18 protein-coding genes are annotated in these 19,010 nt (G+C 69.4%); 6 read left to right on the forward strand and 12 right to left on the reverse strand.

What is annotated here, in order from left to right; all coding sequences use genetic code 11:
* Positions 1–31: 31 nt before the first annotated feature.
* Complete coding sequence (locus L3078_RS43760) at positions 32–745, reverse strand: TetR/AcrR family transcriptional regulator (protein ID WP_239760041.1); 714 nt, start codon at positions 743–745, stop codon at positions 32–34.
* Positions 746–847: 102 nt separating this feature from the next.
* On the opposite strand from L3078_RS43760, the gene L3078_RS43765 reads away from it, so the two are divergent.
* The gene (locus tag L3078_RS43765) at positions 848–1,378 is read left to right on the forward strand and encodes a GNAT family N-acetyltransferase (protein WP_239760042.1); all 531 of its coding nucleotides are present in this window, start codon (positions 848–850) and stop codon (positions 1,376–1,378) included.
* Here the strand turns inward: L3078_RS43765 and L3078_RS43770 are convergent.
* On the reverse strand, positions 1,371–2,837 hold the full coding sequence (locus L3078_RS43770; RefSeq protein WP_239760043.1) for an eCIS core domain-containing protein: 1,467 nt from the start codon (positions 2,835–2,837) through the stop codon (positions 1,371–1,373). The genes L3078_RS43765 and L3078_RS43770 overlap by 8 nt on opposite strands.
* A gap of 279 nt (positions 2,838–3,116) precedes the next feature.
* On the opposite strand from L3078_RS43770, the gene L3078_RS43775 reads away from it, so the two are divergent.
* From L3078_RS43775 to L3078_RS43785, 3 genes are all read left to right on the forward strand, one after another.
* A complete protein-coding gene (locus L3078_RS43775) occupies positions 3,117–3,344 on the forward strand; it encodes a hypervirulence associated TUDOR domain-containing protein (protein ID WP_239760044.1) in 228 nt (75 codons plus the stop codon).
* A 6-nt stretch (positions 3,345–3,350) separates the two neighbouring features.
* A complete protein-coding gene (locus tag L3078_RS43780) occupies positions 3,351–3,683 on the forward strand; it encodes a DUF3140 domain-containing protein (RefSeq protein ID WP_239760045.1) in 333 nt (110 codons plus the stop codon).
* Between the two features lie 199 nt (positions 3,684–3,882).
* Positions 3,883–4,824 (forward strand): quinone oxidoreductase family protein, encoded by a 942-nt coding sequence (locus tag L3078_RS43785; protein ID WP_239760046.1) that lies wholly within the window; start codon positions 3,883–3,885, stop codon positions 4,822–4,824.
* A gap of 267 nt (positions 4,825–5,091) precedes the next feature.
* Here the strand turns inward: L3078_RS43785 and L3078_RS43790 are convergent, their stop codons facing one another.
* From L3078_RS43790 to L3078_RS43810, 5 genes are all read right to left on the reverse strand, one after another.
* Positions 5,092–5,544 (reverse strand): nuclear transport factor 2 family protein, encoded by a 453-nt coding sequence (locus L3078_RS43790; RefSeq protein ID WP_239760047.1) that lies wholly within the window; start codon positions 5,542–5,544, stop codon positions 5,092–5,094.
* Complete coding sequence (locus L3078_RS43795; RefSeq protein ID WP_239760048.1) at positions 5,541–6,428, reverse strand: dioxygenase family protein; 888 nt, start codon at positions 6,426–6,428, stop codon at positions 5,541–5,543. The genes L3078_RS43790 and L3078_RS43795 overlap by 4 nt, the downstream gene beginning before the upstream one ends.
* Before the next feature lie 250 nt (positions 6,429–6,678).
* Positions 6,679–7,860 carry an LLM class flavin-dependent oxidoreductase gene (locus tag L3078_RS43800; protein WP_338059556.1) on the reverse strand — a complete coding sequence of 394 codons (1,182 nt, stop codon included), beginning with the start codon at positions 7,858–7,860 and terminating at the stop codon, positions 6,679–6,681.
* Positions 7,861–7,876: 16 nt separating this feature from the next.
* The gene (locus tag L3078_RS43805) at positions 7,877–8,377 is read right to left on the reverse strand and encodes a flavin reductase family protein (RefSeq protein ID WP_239760050.1); all 501 of its coding nucleotides are present in this window, start codon (positions 8,375–8,377) and stop codon (positions 7,877–7,879) included.
* Between the two features lie 131 nt (positions 8,378–8,508).
* Positions 8,509–9,753, reverse strand: coding sequence for an acyl-CoA dehydrogenase family protein (locus tag L3078_RS43810; protein WP_239760051.1), 1,245 nt, complete (start codon positions 9,751–9,753; stop codon positions 8,509–8,511).
* Between the two features lie 79 nt (positions 9,754–9,832).
* On the opposite strand from L3078_RS43810, the gene L3078_RS43815 reads away from it, so the two are divergent.
* Positions 9,833–10,405 carry a TetR/AcrR family transcriptional regulator gene (locus L3078_RS43815; protein WP_239760052.1) on the forward strand — a complete coding sequence of 191 codons (573 nt, stop codon included), beginning with the start codon at positions 9,833–9,835 and terminating at the stop codon, positions 10,403–10,405.
* A 21-nt stretch (positions 10,406–10,426) separates the two neighbouring features.
* Entirely contained in the window at positions 10,427–11,269 is an 843-nt protein-coding gene (locus L3078_RS43820; protein ID WP_239760053.1) for a siderophore-interacting protein, read from the forward strand.
* Positions 11,270–11,306: 37 nt separating this feature from the next.
* Here L3078_RS43820 and L3078_RS43825 read toward each other — a convergent pair whose 3' ends face one another.
* The 5 genes from L3078_RS43825 to L3078_RS43845 are packed head-to-tail and all read right to left on the reverse strand — an operon-like array spanning position 11,307 to position 18,756.
* A complete protein-coding gene (locus L3078_RS43825; protein ID WP_239760054.1) occupies positions 11,307–13,433 on the reverse strand; it encodes a glycoside hydrolase family 2 protein in 2,127 nt (708 codons plus the stop codon).
* 8 nt (positions 13,434–13,441) lie between these two features.
* Positions 13,442–15,478 (reverse strand): beta-galactosidase, encoded by a 2,037-nt coding sequence (locus L3078_RS43830; RefSeq protein WP_239760055.1) that lies wholly within the window; start codon positions 15,476–15,478, stop codon positions 13,442–13,444.
* A gap of 44 nt (positions 15,479–15,522) precedes the next feature.
* Positions 15,523–16,428 carry a carbohydrate ABC transporter permease gene (locus L3078_RS43835; protein ID WP_239760056.1) on the reverse strand — a complete coding sequence of 302 codons (906 nt, stop codon included), beginning with the start codon at positions 16,426–16,428 and terminating at the stop codon, positions 15,523–15,525.
* On the reverse strand, positions 16,425–17,405 hold the full coding sequence (locus L3078_RS43840) for a carbohydrate ABC transporter permease (protein ID WP_239760057.1): 981 nt from the start codon (positions 17,403–17,405) through the stop codon (positions 16,425–16,427). The genes L3078_RS43835 and L3078_RS43840 overlap by 4 nt, the downstream gene beginning before the upstream one ends.
* Before the next feature lie 37 nt (positions 17,406–17,442).
* Positions 17,443–18,756 (reverse strand): ABC transporter substrate-binding protein, encoded by a 1,314-nt coding sequence (locus L3078_RS43845; RefSeq protein WP_239760058.1) that lies wholly within the window; start codon positions 18,754–18,756, stop codon positions 17,443–17,445.
* Between the last annotated feature and the right edge of the window lie 254 nt (positions 18,757–19,010).

Below are 19,010 nucleotides of genomic sequence, written 5' to 3' on the forward strand. Positions count from 1 at the left end.
CACGAGGGGGGACGTGCGAGGCGGCGGCGTCCTAGCAGCCAGCAGCGCCACCCTGGGCGGTGCCCGGGCCCGTGCGGGCGAGGCGGGCCATGGCGCGGTACAGGGCGGTGGGTTCCGGGGCATCGTGCACTGCGGGGATCGGTGAGCCGGGGGCGGCGTAGGAGCGGATCATGTGGCCGACGAGGCGGCGCCAGGAGTCGGCCGCCGCGTCACCCGTGGCGGCGATGACGCCGGCGTTGGCCATGAGCAGGATGACGAGGTCCTCCGGGACGAAGTCCTCGCGGAGGTGGCCGCTGTCCTTGGCGCGCGCGATGAGTTCGAGGAAGCCGTCGTACGCCTCGGCGCGGCGGGCCTCCAGCGCTTTGGCGGCGGGGAAGGTCATGGTCAGAACGTCGGCGAAGCCGCGGTCGGCGGCCTGCATGGCGCAGACGGCGTGGAGGTAGCCGGTGAAGCCGTGCCAGGGGTCGGGGTCGGCGAGTGCCTCGGCGGCGGCGTCGACGTAGGCGTCCATGCGGTCGGCGAAGACCGCGTTGACGAGTTCCTCCCGGGTGGCGAAGCGCCGGCCGAGCGTGGCTTTGCCGACCCCCGCCTCGCGGGCGACGGAGGCCATGGAGACGCCCAGTCCCTCAGTGGCGAAGAGGCGGCGGGCGGCGGCCAGGATGCGGCAGCGATTGCGCTCGGCGTCGGCGCGCAGCGTCGCCTCTGGTTGCTGGTCCGAGGCCGGGCCGGAAGGTGCGGAGGTCATGCCCCCACTCTACTAAGTGGTACGAGTGGGCCGTTTCTGTCGGTGCGCTCGGCGTCAGGCGGAACCGGGAGCCCGTTCGCGAGCGCGCGATAGGTTGCCGCCATGGATGAACTCGGGTCCGTCGTCTGGCCGCCCACCCCGATCGAGACCGAACGGCTCGTGCTCCGTGGGTCCGAGGCTCGGGACCGTGCGGTCTTCGTCGACCTGCTGGCGTCACCGGAGGTGCACACGTACCTCGGTGGTCCCCGCCCGCGAGACGAGCTCGAGCGCGAGATGCCCGCAGTGCCCGAGCGGTGGCCCGGGAGCTTCGTCGTCGAACTCGACCGGGCCATGATCGGTCACATCCTGCTCAGGAGAACACCGGAGCACCATCGCCCGGCTGCCGCGGGGAAGGTCGATCTCGGCTATCTGTTCCTGCCGCGAGCGTGGGGATGCGGGTATGCCGCCGAGGCGTGCGCGGCGGCCCTCGACTGGTTGGACGGCGTCCTTCCCGGCGAGCCGGTCGTGCTCACCACCCAGACCGCCAACACCGGCTCGATGCGCCTGGCGGCCAGGCTGGGGTTCACCGAGGTGGAGCGGTTCCGTGCCTGGGACGCCGAGCAGTGGCTCGGCCGACGGTCCCCGGTCACATGAGCTTGCGGCGGCCCGTCTCCTTCTTGAGGCCGCCCACGTTGATCGGCTGGAGGATCACGGTGATCGCGCCCACCGTGAAGTGCTGCACCGGACCGCCGGTGTTGCGCCCGTGGAAGCTGTGCGGCAGCGCCTGCCCGTTGGTCGGATCCGTGCCCGACGTATACATGTCGACGATGCCCTCGTACCCCTGGCGGGCCTTCGCGTCGTTGCCGTCCGCGGCCTGCTCCACGGTGATGCGGTCGTCGCCGTCCACGGCGACCACGGCCGCCACGTGGTAGGGCCACCCGCTGGTGTTGGCGGGCCGGTCGTAGTCACCGTGCCACGCGGTCTCCACGATGGCGAACGCCTGGCCGGGATTCGGCCGTTCCTCGCCGTTCGCCTGGGGGCCACCGGGCCTGGCCTGCGCGTAGGCCGCCGCGCCCTCCGCGTTCTCCTTGTCGCCCAGGCCGAACTGGCTGCCTCCCAGGGCGAATTCGCTGGCGTCCTGCCCCAGGGCCAGTCGCTGCTGGTGCATGATCTCCTCGGCCGTGTGGGCACAGTCCGCGAGGAAGGACGTCTCCGGTTCGTACTGCGCGTACGTGCGCCCCATGATCTCCCCGCTCTCCCCGGTCGGCTTGCAGTACCGGGGCGCTGGGGCACCCTCCGCGACCCAGAAGACGGTGGTGTCGGCCCCGGGGGTGACGTCCATGATGTACAGGCCGTTCTGCGAGACCCGGGCAGGCCCCAGCTCCGTGGTCGTGACCTCGGAGAAGCGCTGAACGACCGTGGCGTCGGTACCGTGCGACGCGCCCCGGGCCGTCGCGTCGGTACCGTGCGAAGCGCCTCGGGCCGTCGCGTCTATCTCCCGCTGCACGGGGGCACCGCCCGAGCCCTGGGCGCCCTGCTCGGGCGTCCGCCGCATCACCCGGACGGCGTTCGCCTCGGCCTCGCGCTCGAAGCGGTCGCCGGGGTCGGAGACACTCAGGCCCGCCCCGTTGTCCGTACCGGCCACCGGGCCCTGGCGCTGTTGGATCACATGTGTCAGCTCATGGGCGAGGGTGTGCTTGTCACCGCCGCCGTCGCCGATGACGATATGGCTGCCGGAGGTGTAGGCACGGGCACCCACCTCGGCCGCGGAGGCGCGGGCCGCGGAGCCGGTGTGCAGGCGAACGTCGGAGAAGTCGGCGTCGAGGCGGGATTCCATCTCCTGGCGCAGCGGTCCGTCCAACGGATCGCCCGGCGCCCGCAGCACGTCGTGCACGGCGGAGCGCTGCACCGGCTCGGCCGTGGGCCGCTGATGACCGCAGTCCGCGCTGTGCTGGTGCCGGGCCTGCTGGAGCATACGGGCGACGGCGGCGTTGCCGGCGGTGCGCTGCAGGTCGAGAAGCGCGTCGGGCACCCGCCCGCCCGGCCGCGCGGCCGCGCTCCTGGCAGCGCGCTGCGGCTGCTTGTCGTTCTTCATCGGCTCTCGCGCGTGCATGGACTTCCGCTCGTAGGCTGGCAGTTGGGCTGTCCTTTCCCTACCTACCCGGTGAGGCGGACATGGGTGAGGGGCGTACGGGCACGATGCGGTGCCCTTATGGGCAGCACGTCCGTCCCGACGGGCGGGTATGGGCGGCGCATCCACGCCGGCCGTTCGTGCGGGTGCCGGCGGGACGGCAACCGCGCGAGCTGCCACGGAGCTGCGATGCGGGCGCAGAGCCCTCACCCTGGAAGAGCAGGGGGCGAGCCGTGCACCGCGCGCGGGAAGGAGGACGACATGGCCAAAGACCCGGGCAAGGGCAAGAGGCTGAAGAAGGGGGACAAGGTCGCCTGGAGCAGTCACGGCAGTCAGGCCGAGGGTGAGGTCGAGGAGAGGATCACGGAGCGGAAGAAGGCCGCGGGACGAACGGTGGACGCCTCGCCCGAGGAGCCGCAGTACCAGGTCCGCAGCGAGAAATCCGGCAGGTCCGCGGTGCACAAGCCGTCCGCTCTGAAGAAGAAGTGATGTCGCGTGGCGGGCGACGAGCACGAAGAGACCTGGGACGAGTTCCGCGAGCTGGTGAACATGAAGCCCGGCGACCTGGAGAAGTGGCTGGACTCGGAACAGTCGCAGAGCGCCGGGCAGCACGTGGACGGCGGCGAGTCCACGGGCCACGCTTCCGGCCGCCGGATCGTCGGCATCCTGCACGCCCGCAAGGGCGACCTCACGGACGACGACTACCGGCACATGCGGAAGGTCATCGGCTACATCCGGCGGCATCTCGCGCAACGGCCCACGGGTGACGTACGGGACACCCGGTGGAGGCACTCCCTCATGAACTGGGGCCACGACCCGCTGGCTTGACGGGCCGGCGACCCCCTGGCCTGACTGGCCGGCCACGCGCCGGCGCCTGCGCGACGGCGTCGAGGAGCGCGTCGCCGTCGGCATGCCTGCCTGGCCCTGCTGGACCCAGGTGACAGCGAACCTTCCTCGCGGTTCGTCGGTGGACGAACGTCAGAACCGCGCCTTCCACACGGGACGCGCGGAGAGGAAGACAGGACAGATGCGTGCAGCAGTAGTCAGGGAGGCAGGCGGCCCCGAGGCGATCGAGATCGTGGAGGTGGCGACACCCGAGCCGGGGCCCGGGGAGGTACTGGTCAAGGTGGCCGGAGCTTCGGTCAACTTCGCCGACGTCATGGTGCGTATGGGGCTCAACGTGCAGTACGGCGCCACCGCGGCGCGCCCGCAGTTCGGCCTCGGTACGGATGTGGCCGGCACGGTCGCCGCGCTGGGCGAGGGTGTCACCAGGTTCGGCGTCGGCGACGCCGTCCTCGGCACGCAGGAGCGGCTGGACCGGCCGTTGGGCACTCAGGCCGAGTACGTCGTACTCGAGGACTGGGAGCTCGCCCCCGCGCCGAGCGGAACGGACCTGGTGCACCTGGCCACGGTCGGGCTGAACGCGACCACCGCCGATCAGGCGCTGGACGAACTGGCCCTGGAACCGGGGGAGTGGCTGCTGGTGTCCGGCGCTGCCGGCGGAGTGGGGCTCTTCACGGTCGAGCTCGCGCGGCTTCGGGGGCTGAACGTGATCGCCCAGGCCGGACCGGCCGACGAGAAGCTCGTCCTGGAGGCCGGCGCGCGGCTTTTCGTCTCGCGCGACGACGACTTGGTCCCCACGGTGCGCCGGCTGGTGCCCGGGGGCGTGCACGGCGCGGTCGACGCGGCCAACCTCGCCGCCGGGGCGGCGGACGCGGTGCGGCACGGAGGTGCGTTCGTGTCGTTGCTCAACTCCGCGCCCATGGCGCGCCGCGAGGTGCGGATGATCAATATGGCGTGGCACACCGACGCCGAGCGCCTGGCCAAGCTGGCGGCCTATGCGGGCACCGGTCTGATCAGCCTGCGGGTGGCGAAGACCTATCCCCTGGACCAGATCGCCGACGCCCACCACGCCCTCGCCGCGGGCGGGCTGCGGGGCCGGATCGTCCTGGTCCCCGACCATGCGTGACAGGGCCCTGATCGCGAGGTAGCTCCAGAGGCGAGGCTCCCGCCACCCATATCCGGTGGCGGGAGCCTCGGTGTGCTACCTGCCTGACTGCCGGCGGTTACCCGGTGTCAGAGGCACTCGACCACCTGGTGGCGGTCCACCAGGCGCCGCTCGAGTTCCCGACGAGGCTGCCCTGCCTGTCGTAGACGTAGCTGCCGCCGCAGGCAGCGCTCAAAGTCGCCAGGGACAGTCCGCACGCGACCAGTGCCCCCTCGGTACGGTGGGTGATCAGTCGGGGGCGGTTGCGGGGGTGGGGGCCGGGGAGAGGATCGGGCGGGTCACACGGTGGGTGATCTTCCAGTGCCCGTTGTCGAGCCGGTAGTGGTCGTTCACTTCCACGATGTGCCCGGCGTTCGCGGGCGGATAGAGGGCGGGGCCCTCGTCGGCGGGGGTGGCTCCGCCGTACGCGAGCAGGGAGACGGTGGCCTGGGCGGTCCTGTCGCCGATGCTGTGGAAGTGCTGGTTGGTGACGAGGTGGCGGACCGTCATCTCCGGTCCGGAACGAGCGTGGAGCACGTCCATGATCTCGGCATGACCGCGCAGCTTGCGTCCACGCACCTCGTACAGGGCGTCGGGAGCGAACAGTTCGATCAGTGCGTCGTACTCGCGACGGTCGTAGTGGTGGAAGAAGGCCGTGTTCAGCCGAGTCAGTGACCAGGCCGTGGCGTCCTCGGAAGTCATGCCCTCCGCTCCTCCCGGGCGATGGTGTCCGGGCTGGTGCGGGTCTTGAGGACGAAGTCGAACTCCATGCTGCGGTAAGGGACTTCGAAGCCTGCTTCCGCCATGTCCTTGGGGTCCTCGTGCAGGACGGTGTCCCCCTGCAGGGCGGGGTGGGCGATCTTCGCGCCGACGAAGTCGACGGGGATGACGGGGTCTCCCTTGAAGTAGATCTCGCCAAACCAGGAGGTGATCAGGTCGGGATGGTGGATCTCGAAGTGGATGTGGGCCGGACGGTAGACGCTGCGGCCAAGGGCCGCGGCGGCCTCGACGACCTTCTCGATCGCCGCGGTGGTGGCATCGGCGTAGGCGACGGGGGTGATGGTGGTGAAGGTGTAGCGGCCTTCGGTGTCGGTGAACAGGTGTCCACGCAGGTTGTACTTGGGCACTCCGTCGTCCCGCAGACCGGAGTAGTTGCCGTTGTTGGCCGCGTGGTAGATGTCCAGCTTGGCGCCGGCGAGCGGTTGACCGTGGCCGTCCAACACGCGGCCGGACACGACCAGCGGGACACCGGGCTCGTCCGGCCGCATCGGCAGGGCGCCGTCGTTGTCGACATGTGGGGAGCCAGGGATGAAGGTGGGGCTGGTGACGTCCTCGGAGGGGGTGTAGCCGTCCCGGCCGCCCTGGAAGAGCTCGCCGTACAGGGGCATGGCGGCCAGAGCCAGGGGGACTCCGGTGGCCTGCTGCATTTGCTGCAGCGCTTCGGTGACGGTGTTGAGGTCGTCGAAGGTCAGTCCTTCCTCGTCGCGGAGGCGGGCGAGAGCGTCCTTGAACGCCTGGACGAGACGTACCGCGCGGGGGTTGATCAGCGCCGGGTCGACGTAGGACGGATCGATGATCGTGGTCATTCCGGTCTACTCCTTCATGGTGGGGGATCGTTGAGGGAGGGGGCGGCGTCAGGCGCCCGGGGCGGAGGGGGGCGGAGGGGCGCGGGTGCGGAAGCCGGTGGAGACGGCCTTCACGGCGCGACTCCTACGGGCGCCGGGCGCCGGGCACCATGGAGACGGGCGCCCGCTGCCGGGTGACGGGCGGCTTCGGCGGCGAGGCAGCGGTGGCTATGGCGGCAAGGGCGGCTATGGCGGCGGGGACCGTTCCCGCTCATGGGTTCGCCAGTGCGGCGCGGAGCTGCGGGAGCACTTTCGTGCCGAGCAGTTCGATGCCGTGCAGGAAGTCCCGCTGAGGCATGCCGCCGACGTCCATATGGAGGATCTGGCGGGTGTGGCCGAGCAGCCCGTGCAGATGGAGGACGCGGTCGGCGATCTCGTCGGGGCCGCCGACGAAGACCATGCCGTCAGGACCGTGGTTCGCGGCGCGGTCGGCGCGTGAGGGGGCAGGGCGGCCCAGTTCGGCCAACCCCTCGGCCATCATGCGGTGGTCGTGTTCCAGGTAGGTCGATCGGGCCCGTGCGCCGGACTCGGCGACGAACCCGTGCACGGCGACCGCGATGGCGGACTCCTCTGCGGGGTGGCCGGACGCGGTCCAGGCGTCGCGGTAGGCGTGCCCGTAGCGGGACCAGTGTGCGGGGGTGCCGCCGAGGACGCCGAGGAACATCGGCAGCCCCAACTCGACCGCGCGGCCGACCGAGTGGGGACTCCCGCCGGTGCCCAGCCAGATCGTCAGCGGCTCCTCGGGGCGGGGGAAGACGGTGACGTTCTGCAGCGGCCGCTTCCGGTGAGGGCCCTGCCAGGTGATGTTCTCGCCGGCGTTGACGGCCATCAGCAGGTCGAGTTTGGAGGCGTAGAGCATGTCGTAGTCGCGCTCGTCTTGGTCGAAGAGCGGGAAGGTGATCGTCGACGAGCCTCGCCCGGCGACCAGTTCGATGCGTCCGGGAGCGAGGGACGCGGCCGTGGCGAGTTGCTGGAAGACCCGGATCGGGTCGTCGGTCGACAGGACGGTGACCGCAGTGCCGAGCTTGATCCGGTGGGTGACGGCCGCTGGCCCGCGGGGACGCGGGCGACGCCGTGTTCGGCGGGCACGGCGACGTACTCGGCCAGCGACCCGGCGCCCAGGAACGGCTTCAGCGCGGCCTGCGTGTAGTCGGCGGCGGCGATGTCGATCCCGTTCAGCGACGCGGCCGCCACCTTGACCAGCAGTTCCCCGGCCTCCGGGCGAGGAGTTTCCACCTCGGTCACGGCGGGGGCCGAGGGGACGGATTCGAGCGCGACGGCACGCATGACAACACCCTTTCAGGCAAGTGGACCGACCGGACCACTTTCGTATCCCCACCGTACAACAGAAGCGGGATGGCCGTTCCACTTTCTTCGTGTGGGTGCATGGCACCGCTCACCGTCAGCAGTCATCGGCTTCGGGCGAGCTCAAGGGGCTGGAAATCGCGCTGGTAATAGACGGTCGGGATGCCCTCGCCGAGGCGTACGTCGTCGACGCGGCCCAGCAGGATCGTGTGGTCCCCGGCCGGGTGGATGTCGTAGGTGCTGCAGGCGAGGGTGACGGCGGCGGCGTCGAGCGTGGGGAGTCCGTGCTCGTCGGAGGTGAAGCCGGGATGCGCGAACTTGTCGGCGCCCCGGGTGGCGAACCGCGTGGCGAGTTCGGTGTGCTCGTCGGTGATGACGTGGACGAGCCAGCGCTCGGCGCTCGTGAACGCGGGGTGGCATTCGGCGCTGTCCGCCAGGCACACGAGGACCAGCGGGGGTTCCATCGAGACCGAGCAGAACGAGGTCGCCGTGAACCCGCGCCACTGCCCGGCCTCGTCGGCGGTGGTGACGATGGTGACTCCGGAGGGGAAGGACGCCATGGCCTCTCGGAAACGGCGTGCTTTGCTGCTGATGGGGTCTGTCATGAGCGAGTTCACTCCCACGAGTGCGTGATGGAGATCGAGCCTCGTGCGCGGTCGTGACGGGCTGATGTCCGTGTCGGCCTCAAAGCGCGTCCTCGGAGCGCGTCCTCGGAGCGCGTCCTCCGAGCATGTCCTCAGAGCACACAGCCGATGTGCGCCTTGGTGAACGGCAGTTCCACCGGTTCACCGAACAGCGTGGTGGCGTACAGGCCGGCATGGTTCTCGTAGATCCCGATGGGGTGGTTGCGCATGCCCATCAGGTCGCGCAAGTAGTGCTGGAACAGCTTGTCGCTGCCGAGCACGGCACCGCCGCTGATCTCGAAGACCTTGTTGACCGCGCCGAGGCACTGGCCGATGGCGTGGGAGGCCTCCAACCGGGACCGGGCGCGCGTCTCGCCGGAGATCGGTGTGCCGGCGACGACGTCGGCGTAGATGGGGTCCCAGGTGCGCGGGATGCGCGCTCGCGCGTCCTCGACCAGGGTCGCGGCCTCGGCCAGGGTCGCGGCCTCGGCCAGGCGCGTGTGGAGGGCCGCGTTCTGCGTGGCCGCCGCCCCGGTCATGCTCGACACGCGGCGCCTGTTGTCGTCGATGAAGGCGTCGAGTGCGCCGGTCGCGGCACCGATCGCGCACGAGGCGATGTTGAAGGCCCACATCGACATCCAGGGGAGCTCGAAGATCGGTCCGGTGTTCACCGCCTTGCCCGGCTCGGTGTGGTGGTAGAGCGCGTCGACGGTCAGGGTCCGGTACTCGGGGACGACGGCATCGACGGTGACGTCCTTGCTGCCGGATCCCTGGAGCCCCGCGACCCGCCAACTGTCCTGGTCCACCTCGTAGTCGGACGCCGGCACCAGGAACGCACGGAACTCGACGCCGTCGCCCTCGTCCGGGATGACGCCGCTGAGGAACTTCCACCGCCCCGTGAGACGGAAGCCGTCGCTCACGTGCTCCACCGTGCCGGTGGCGGCGAAGGACGAGGCCGCTCGGGCAGCGGGGTCCTCGCCCCAGACGTCCTGTTGGGCCTGCTGGGAGAACAGCCCGAGGTACCAGGCGTGGCCGCCCAGGAGTGCACCGACCCAGCCGCCGGCCGGGCACGCCGTGGCGATCCGCACGAGCCCTTCCTCCCAGGTGGACGGGTCGACCTCGAGCCCGCCCCACTGGCGCGGCTGCACGGCGCGGAAGACGCCGGCTTCCTCCATGGCCCGGATGCTCTCGTCGGGTACGCGCCGGAGGTCGGCGGCCTCGAGAGTGTTCGCCTTCAACAGCGGCAGGATGCCGTCGACGCGGTCCAGGTAGCGCGCGGATTCGACGGGCGGCCGGGGCGCGTCGGCTTTGGCGGGCCGGGAGGGCTGGAGAACCTCGGTGCGGAGAATTTCTGACACGGGTGATCGCTCCTCAGATCGGACGCTGGGGTCGAAATAAGGCTTGCCTAACCTCAGTAGTACGCTACAGTTTCGTACTGTGCAATCCCAGGCGAAGATCAGAGAACGCGAACGCCACATCCTCACCGTCGCCGTTGAACTACTCAGCGAGGTCGGTTTCGACCGGCTGACCTTCGACGCCATGGCGACCAGGGCAGGCGTGTCCAAGACGACCCTCTACCGGCGCTGGCCGACCAAGCATGACCTGGTCATCGACGCCGTACGCCGACGGGTGGACTTCTCCTTCACCGTGTCCGACCAGGGCGGTTTCCGCGCCGATGTCCTGGAGGCGCTGCGGCTGCTCAGCAACTGGCTCAAGCGTGACGGCGCCATGCTGCGCAACCTCGTGGACGCGGGCCGCCGCGACGCGGACCTGCGCGAGGCGACCGAGCGGCAGATCGCCCAGCCTCTCGACGGCATGTGGGAGGAGGTCATCGACCGGGCCCAGGGCCGCGGTGAGCTGCGCTCCGGCGTGGACCTGTCCTGGCTCAGCGAGCTGGCGCAGGGCGTGCTGCTCAATCGGATTCTCGTGGCGGACGTCCCCGTCACCGACGCGTTCCTGGAACGCCTGACGGACGAGATCCTCCTCCCCGCCTTCGCGCACTCCGACTGACCCATCCACCGGGAGCCCAGCATGCCCCGATACAAGTCACCGACTCGGCGCAGGATGCTCCGCGCCACCGTCTCCCGTACCGAACGCACCAGCCCGAGCTTCGTCACCCTCACCCTGCAAGGCCCCGACCTGGCGGATTTCGACCCCATGGGCGCCGACCAGTCGTGCCGGCTGTTCTTCCGCCGTGACGGCCAGCGGGAACTCGCCATGCCGACCGCCTCGCACAACGGGTGGCTGGCCCAGTTCCTGCTCATGCGGCCGGCCGTCCGCCCCTGGGTCCGCCTCTACACCGTGCGAGCGTTCCGCCCCGACGCATGTGAGATGGACATCGAGTTCGTCCTGCACGGCGGCCACGGAGATCACGGTGCCCCCGGAGAGCAGGGCGGCGTGGGCCCCGCCTCCGCGTTCGCCCTGCGTGCCCGTCCCGGTGACCCGGTCGGGCTGTTCCCCGAGGGGATCGGCTACCTCCCCACCCCGGCCGCCCGGTCCCAGCTGCTCGTCGGCGACGAGAGCGCCGTACCGGCCATCCTGTTCATCCTGGAACAGTCACCGCACGATCTCACCGGCGACGCCTACCTTGAAGTGCCTACTGCCGACGACGTCCGAGCGGTCACGGCACCCGACGGCGTCACCGTCCACTGGTTGCCCCGCGACGACCACGCCGCCGTCCCGGGGCAACTGGCCCTCAGGACGGTCACGTCCTCCTGGAAGCCGACCCCGGACCAGCGTGTCTACTGCTGGGTGGCGGGCGAAAGCGGCCTGCCCACCGGCCTGCGGCGCCACCTGGTCAAGGAAGGGGGCGTCCCGAAGTCCGACATCTCCTTCCTCGGCTACTGGAAACACGGCAGGAGCAGCCACGGCTGAGAGGCGGCTTGGCCGAGAGGCGGCACCGCCCCCGTTCTCAGCCGAGTGTCCAGTTGACGCTGTCCGTGTGCGTGGAGCCGTTGATGGTCGCGGTCACCGTCACGGTGTTCTGGCCCGGTCTGAGGGTGATGTCGGGCCACCGGAAGATGTGGTCGCCGCTGCTCAGCGTGGACAGGGTGACGCCGTTGAGGGTGGCGGTGACCCGCTCCGCGTTGGAGTAGACCTTCAGTTCGGTCGTGGCATCGGTCCGCTGGGTCCAGCGGCGGCTGGTGATGTGGAGCGTGGGAGTGCTCGCCCAGTTGGCCTTGTACCAGTGGAAGGCGTCCTTGCGGATCTGCCGGTCGCGGGTGACGAGGCCCTTGTCGTTGATCCCGGGCCGGTCCCCTTCGTTGCGGCCGTCGGAGGCGAAGTCGAACATGGCCCAGACGAACGTGCCCCAGATGTACGGACGCTCGGCGAGCTGCTTCCACGCCGCCTCGTGGAACAGCGACTGGTACTCCTCGGGGTGCCAGGATCCGCCCGGAGCCGGCTTGGGCGGGTTGAGGGCGTGCTGGGTGGTGCTGGCGCCGACGCCGTACTCCGACATGGCGATCCTGCGGGAGGGGGAGGTGGCGTGCAGGTTGTCGGCCCACGCGCCGAGGTCACCGTCCTTGGAGCCGTAGTACCAGCCGTAGTACTTGTTGAAGCCCGTGGTCTCCGTGTGCAGTCCCGCCTGCGCGGTGTCGGGGTCCTCTCCCCGCACCGCGTACGTGGAGAGGCGGTCCGGGTCCTCGGAGTCGATGATGCCGGCCAGTGACGCGAGCAGCTTGTTCGTGGCGGTGCCGTTGTAGTCGATCAGTTCGTTGCCGATGCCCCAGAAGGCGATCGACGGGTGGTTGTAGTTCTGCCGGATCAGTTCCCGCAGTTGGTTCTGGGTGCTGGTGGTGAAGGCCGCCGAGTCGGTGACGATGTCGACCAGCGGGATCTCCGCCCACACGAGCAGCCCGCGTTCGTCGGCGAGGTTGTAGTCCTTCTGATCGTGCTGGTAGTGCGCCATCCGGACGGCGTTGGCGCCGAGCTCCCGGAGGAGGTCGAAGTCCTGGGTGTGGTCGGCGTCGGAGAGGGCCCAGCCCTTGACGGCCCGGTCCTGGTGCAGGTTGACGCCGTGCAGGTGGAGGTGGCTGCCGTTGAGGTGGAAGCCGGTGTCGGCGTCGACGGCGAGGGAGCGCAGGCCCAGGCGTTCGGTCACCACATCGGTGATCCTGTCGCCGCCCCCGGTGACGTCATGGATCTCGACACTGGCGTTGTGGAGGTAGGGGTCCGCCAGGCCGTTCCACAGACGTGGGTTGTCGATGCGGACGGTCTGCCCGATCTCCGCGCCGGTGCCCGCGGGGACGGTCCGCGCGGTACTGCTGGTCTCCGCGACGACGGTCCCGCTCTTGTCGGTGATGACGGTGCGGACGACCACCGATCTGGTGGTGCTGCTGTCGTTCCACAGCTTCGTGGTGACGGTGACCGTGGCCGACGCCGCGGTCACGTTGCTCTGCCGCAGGTAGACGCCGGGGCCCGCGTAGTCCGTCATCCGCACATGGAGCTCGTCGACGGCCCACAGGCTCACGTTGCGGTAGATGCCACCCTGGAAGGTGTAGTCCGCGCTCACCGGCGCGATGTTGGTGTCGCGGGTGTTGGTCACCTTGACCGCGATGACGTTGTCCTGCCCCGGGACGAGCACGGCGGTGGCGTCGAACCTGAAGCGGGAGTACCCGCCCTTGTGCTGCCCGAGGTACGTGCCGTTCACCCAGACGTCGGCGACCTGGTTGACCCCGGCGAACTGCAGGTACAGCCTCTTGCCGGCCATCGTGGACGGCACGGTGTAGTGGCGGCGGTACCAGCCCACTCCGCGGTGATAGTTGCCGCCGCCGTCGGCTCCGTCGGCGGCGTTCCAGGTGTGGGGCGTGGTGACGGACGTCCACCCGGAGTCGTCGAATCCGGAGGCCTGCGCACCTGTGACGTCTGCTCTGATGAATCGCCACCCGTCGTTGAGGTGGATCCACACCCGCGGATCGGGTGCCGTGTACGTCACGGCGGCGGACGCGGTACCGGCAGTCGGGATCCCGGCCAGCGAGGCCAGCGCTCCCGCGGCCGCCCCGCTCAGTACCAGCCGGCGACTGGGCAAACCTGTCATGTCAGAACTCACTTCCGTGGAGTCGAAGCAGGAAATTCCTCGCGGACGACGGCGACGCCCCCCTCGGGCACCGTGACCGAGCCGTTGACCGGTTTTCCCGTGAGGAGTTCGACCCCGTCGGCGGGGACCTCGGCGCCCCGGCCGGCGTGGTCGATCAGGAAGAGGTAGTCGGCGTCCGTGCCCCGCCGCCTCACCACCTCGACACCTGCCGGAACCTCGCGCTCCGGGCCCACTCCGGCGTCCTGGCACACGCGCTCCAGGACGGCGGCCAGGGTGGTGGGGTCCGGGTGGGTGGCGAGGTACCAGGCGGTGCCGCTGCCGTACGAGTTGCGGGTGATGGCCGGGACGCCCGCGAGGGGGCCGTCCCCGTAGGTGGCGACGGCCTTCGCTCCGGTGAGCCGGAGGCGCTCGGTCCACAGGTCGGCGGTCGCCCCCTGCGGGACCTGCCCGGCCAGGCCGACCGACCGGCCGGGCAACAGGGGGAACAGTTCGTCGCCGTACACCCCGAGGACCTCGCGGAACGCGCCCGGGTAACCGCCCAGCCGTACATGGCAGTTCTCGTCCACCGCGCCGCTGTGGAAGCCGACGGCCAGGGTGCCGCCCCGCTCGGTGAACGCCGCCAGGTTGGCCGCTCCCGCGTCGTCGACCAGATAGAGGCTGGGTGCCAGTACGAGTTGGTAGCGGTCGAGGTCGGGGGTGTCGGGACGTACGAAGTCGACGGCCACGCCGGCTCTCCACAGCCCGGCGTACCAGTGCCTCACCAGGTCCTGGAAGCGGAGTTCACCGCTGGGTTGGCAGGGCAGTTCCATGGCCCAGCGGGCGTTCCAGTCCCAGACGATGGCGACGCGGGCGACGCCCGTGCTGCCCCGCACCTCCGCCAACGACCGCAGGTCCGCGCCCAGTTGGACCACGTCGCGCCAGATCTGGCTGTCGGTGCCGGCGTGCGGGAGCATCGCGGAGTGCCACTGCTCGGCGCCCGCCTTGGCGGCCCGCCACTGGAAGTAGGCGATGCCGTCGGCGCCGTGGGCGACGTGGGCGAGGGCGTTGCGGCGCATCTCGCCTGGCGTCTTGGCGCGGTTGACGGGCTGCCAGTTGATGGCTCCGGTGGAGTGTTCCATCAACAGCCAGGGTCCGTCGGCCAGGGAGCGCACCAGGTCGCCGCAGAGGGCGATGTCGGTCTCCGACTCCGTGTCGGTGGCGAGCAGGTAGTGGTCGTTGGAGACGATGTCCAGCTCGGGGGCCCAGCGCCAGTAGTCCAGCTTGTCGAAGTTGTGCATCACCATGAAGTTGGTGGTGGCGGGGGTGTCCGGGGCGGCGCGGCGGAGTACGTCGCGCTCGGCGGTGAACAGTGACAGCAGTTCGTCCGAGCAGAAGCGGCGCCAGTCCAGCTGGTGGGTGGGATTGGGGTCGGCGCCGGTGGCGCGGGGCGGGATGATCTCCTCCCAGTCGTAGTACCACTGGCTCCAGAAGGTGGTGCCCCAGGCGTGGTTGAGCGCGTTCAGGTCGTTGCCGTACTTCGCCTTCAGCCAGGTGCGGAAGGCGGCCGCGCTGGTGTCGCAGTAGCAGGCGGCGTTGTGGCAGCCGTACTCGTTGTGGACGTGCCACATGGCGACGGCCGGATGGTCGGCGTACCGCTCGGCCAGGGCGCCCGCGATGCGCAGCGCCGCGGTGCGGTAGGCGGGGCTGGACGGGCAGAAGGTCTGCCGGCTGCCGTACGAGAGCGTGCGGCCGTCCTTGTCCACCGGCAGTGCCTCGGGATGGGCTCGGAAGAACCAGGCGGGCGGGCAGGCCGTCGGGGTGGCGAGATCGGCGGCGATGCCGTTCTCATGGAGCAGCGTCAGGATCTTGTCCATGCGGGAGAAGTCGTAGACGCCCTCGGACGGCTCCAGCAGGGCCCAGGAGAAGATGCCGACGCTGACCATGGTCACCCCGGCCTCGCGCATCAGGGCCATGTCCTCGGCCCACACGTCCTCCGGCCACTGTTCGGGGTTGTAGTCGCCGCCGTAGGCGAGGCCGGGCAGGCGAAGACGGCGTTCGGTGGTCACTGCTGGTACTCCGGAAGGTGTGGGGAACGAGGGGGAGGCTTGGTTCAGCCCTTGTTGGCGCCGAGGGTGAGGCCGCTGACGAACTGGCGCTGGAGTGCGAAGTACACGATCAGCGTGGGGATGGCGGTGAGCAGGGCGCCGGCGGCGACCAGGTTGGGGTCGGTGAAGTACTGGCCGGAGAGGTTGTTCAGGGCCGAGGTGATCGGCATGTTCTCGCCGGTGGAGATCAGCACCAGCGCCCAGAAGAAGTCGTTGTAGATCCAGATGGACAGCAACGTCGCCAGGGCGGCCATCGCGGGCTTGCACAGCGGCAGCACGATCTGCCAGTACAGCCGCCACACCGACGCGCCGTCGACGAGGGCGGCCTCGGTCAGTTCGTGGGGCAGGGAGCGCATGTAGTTGCTGAGCACGAAGGCGCAGAACCCGGACTGGAAGGCCACGTGGATCAGCACGAGCCCGAGGGCGGAGTCGTACAGCTTGCCGCTCATGGTGATGCCGGGCAGGTCGATGAGCAGGTAGAGCCGGTACAGCGGGGTGATGATGACCTGCTGGGGGAGCAGGTTGCCGGCGGTGAAGACCAGCAGCAGGAAGAGGTTGATGCGGAAGTCGAAGCGGCTGACGTAGAAGGCGACCATGGAGGACAAAAACAGCGTCAGCAGCACCGCCGGGACGGCGATGATCAGGGTGTTCACGAAGTAGTGCGTCATGTCCGACTGGGTGAACGCGTTCGTGAAGTTGTCGAAGCTGAGTTTGTCGGGCCAGGAGACGTAGCCCTTCTCGGATGTCTCGCCGTAGGGGCGCATGGCCGCGTACAGCGCCCACAGCAGGGGGCCCAGCCAGGCCAGGGCCATGCAGACGAGGAAGACGTGCAGGACGATCCGGGCGGGGCGGACGGGCGTGCGCTCCTTGCGAGCGGCGGTCGCGGCGGTGGTGTCGACGGTGGTGCTCACGCTTGCCGCTCCTTCCGGAAGGTCGCGATCAGGTACGGGATGATCACGGCGAGGGAGATCACCAGGAGCACGACGGCGATCGCCGAGCCGTACCCGATCCGGCTGGACTCTCCGATGATGTTGTTGGTGACGAGGATGGAGAGCAGCTCGGTGCCCTCGGCGCCCTTGTTGAAGACGAAGACGAGGTCGAAGGCGCGCAGGGCCTCGATGATGGTCACGACCAGGACGACGGTGTTGGTGGGGCGCAGGGTGGGGAAGATGACGTTCTTGAACGTCTGCCACTCGTTGGCGCCGTCCAGGGCGGAGGCCTCGCGCAGGGAGGGGTCGACGCCCTTCAGGCCGGCCAGGTAGAGGATCATCATGTAGCCGGTGTGGCGCCAGGACGCGGCGATCAGGATGGCCCAGAGGTTGAGGTCGGGGTCGCCGATCCAGTCGATGTAGTGGCCGGGTTCGTTGGCGCCGATGAGGCTGTTGATCAGGCCCGTGTCGGGGTTGTAGATCAGCTGCCAGACGAAGCCGATGACCGCGAGCGACATCACGACGGGCAGGAAGAACGCCGTCTGGTAGACGCGGCTGAAGCGGATGTTCTTGTCCAGCTGCACGGCCAGGAACAGGCCGAGCGGTGTGGGGATCAGGATGAGCGCCACGAACCAGACGATGTTGTGCTCGACGGCGGGCCAGAACTGCGGGTTGTTGGTGAACAGTTCCGTGAAGTTGTGCAGTCCGACCCACTTGATGGAGTCGAAGCCGATGCCGTCCCAGGTGGTGAAGGCCAGCAGGATCGACGCCAGGGCCGTCACCCAGACCAGGGCGACGTGCAGGATCGTCGGCAGACCCGCCATCAGACCCAGCGTCAGCCTGTCCCGGCGGGTCAACAGGCGCTGGTGGCCTTGCGGAAACCGTCTCTGCGGCGTCGTGGCGCCCGGAGGCGGCACCGCTGCCGCCTCCGGGATCTTCGTGGTCGTTTCGGAGCTCATGATGTCGGTGTTCATCCGCTTCAGAAGGGGGCCGGGCTCAGCTCGACGCGAAGATCGTCTTCTTCTGCCTCTCGATGGACGAGAGCAGACTGTCGATGCCCTTGGGGTCGCGGATGAACTTCTGCAGCGCCGGCTGCATCACCGTCGAGGTGAAGTCCGGTCGGCTGTCACGGTCCATGAACTGGGTGAGATGCTTCGCCTGGCTGATCATCTCGTAGCCCTTTTTCTGCAGGGCGCTGTAGCCGGAGGTGTCGGCCTTGGTGGAGGCGGCGATCAGGCTCGGGTCGGCCTTCAGGTAGATCTCTTCGGCCTCGGCCGTACCCAGGAATTCGAGCAGCTTGACGGATCCGGCACGGTTCTGGGGCTTCTTGCTGAGCATGATGCCGTCGGTGGGCGCCTCGACGGTGTCCTGCCCGTACGCCGGGTCGATCTCCGGGAAGGCGAAGAAGTCCAGGTCGTCCAGGTCGGCCTTGTCGGTGAACTGCTGGGCCACGAACATGCCGAGCATATACATGCCGGCCTTCTTGGCCACCAGGGTCTGCGCGGCGTCCTGCCAGGTCCGGCCGACCGCGCCCTCCTGGTGGTAGGGGAGGGTCTCGGCCCAGGTGTCGAAGACCTTGCGGACCTTGGCGTCGGTCCACGACGCCCTGCCCGCCATCAACTCGACGTGGAAGTCGTAGCCGTTGAGGCGGAAGTTGATCTGGTCGAAGGACCCCATCGCCGGCCAGGCGTCCTTGTCGCCGTACGCGATCGGGACGAGACCGTCCTTCTTCATCCGCTTGCACAGGGCGATGTAGGCGTCCCAGGTGGTGGGGACCTCGTAGCCGTACTGCTGGAAGACACTCTTGCGGTAGAAGACCGCCCACGGGGACGTGGTGAGGGGCACCAGGTAGTACTTGCCGTCCTGACCCTTGCTCAGGTCGTGCATGGCCGACGGGAAGTTGCCGCCGATCGTCTTCCACACGTCGTCGATGGGGGAGGCGAGCCCCTTGGCCGCGAAGAACTGCATCCGGTAGCCGGCGAACCACTGGAACACGTCGTCCGGGGTGCCCTGCAGATAGGTGTTGATCTGCTCCTGGAAGGTGTTGTGGTCCTTGGTGTTGATGTCGACCGCGACCCCGGACTGCTTCGTGAAGGCGGCGTAGACGTCGGCGTAACCCTTCTTCGGGACGGCGTCGGACGCGTTGGAGCCGACGGTGACGGTCTTGGTGTCCGACGCCCCCGAGGAACTGCCCCCGCAGGCGCCCAGCAGGGGGATGCCGGCACCCAGGAGCGCGGCTCCGCCGAGTCCGCGGAGCACGGTGCGGCGGCTGGTGTCAGGCAGGGACTGACCGAGGGATGAAAGGTGCATTTCGACTCCTGGCGGGGCTGGCGGTAGCCAGACTCGGCACGTCGGCCGAGGAGGGTGGGTGGAGAAGTGGCCGCTTCGCGGCGAGAACTAAACACGATCGAACAAATGCGATCGGTGGACGCCAGGAAGCGTGAACGCTCCGTGTGCCGGCTGTCAAGACTCCGCGTCGGGCGATGTGTGGCGCGTCCGGTCCGGCCGGGAGCCCGATGTCCGGGCAGCCGAAGCCGAGGGGCGGGGCTCTCCCGGCGGGCCGT

The organism is Streptomyces deccanensis (assembly GCF_022385335.1).
In the GTDB taxonomy this organism is placed as follows: domain Bacteria; phylum Actinomycetota; class Actinomycetes; order Streptomycetales; family Streptomycetaceae; genus Streptomyces; species Streptomyces deccanensis.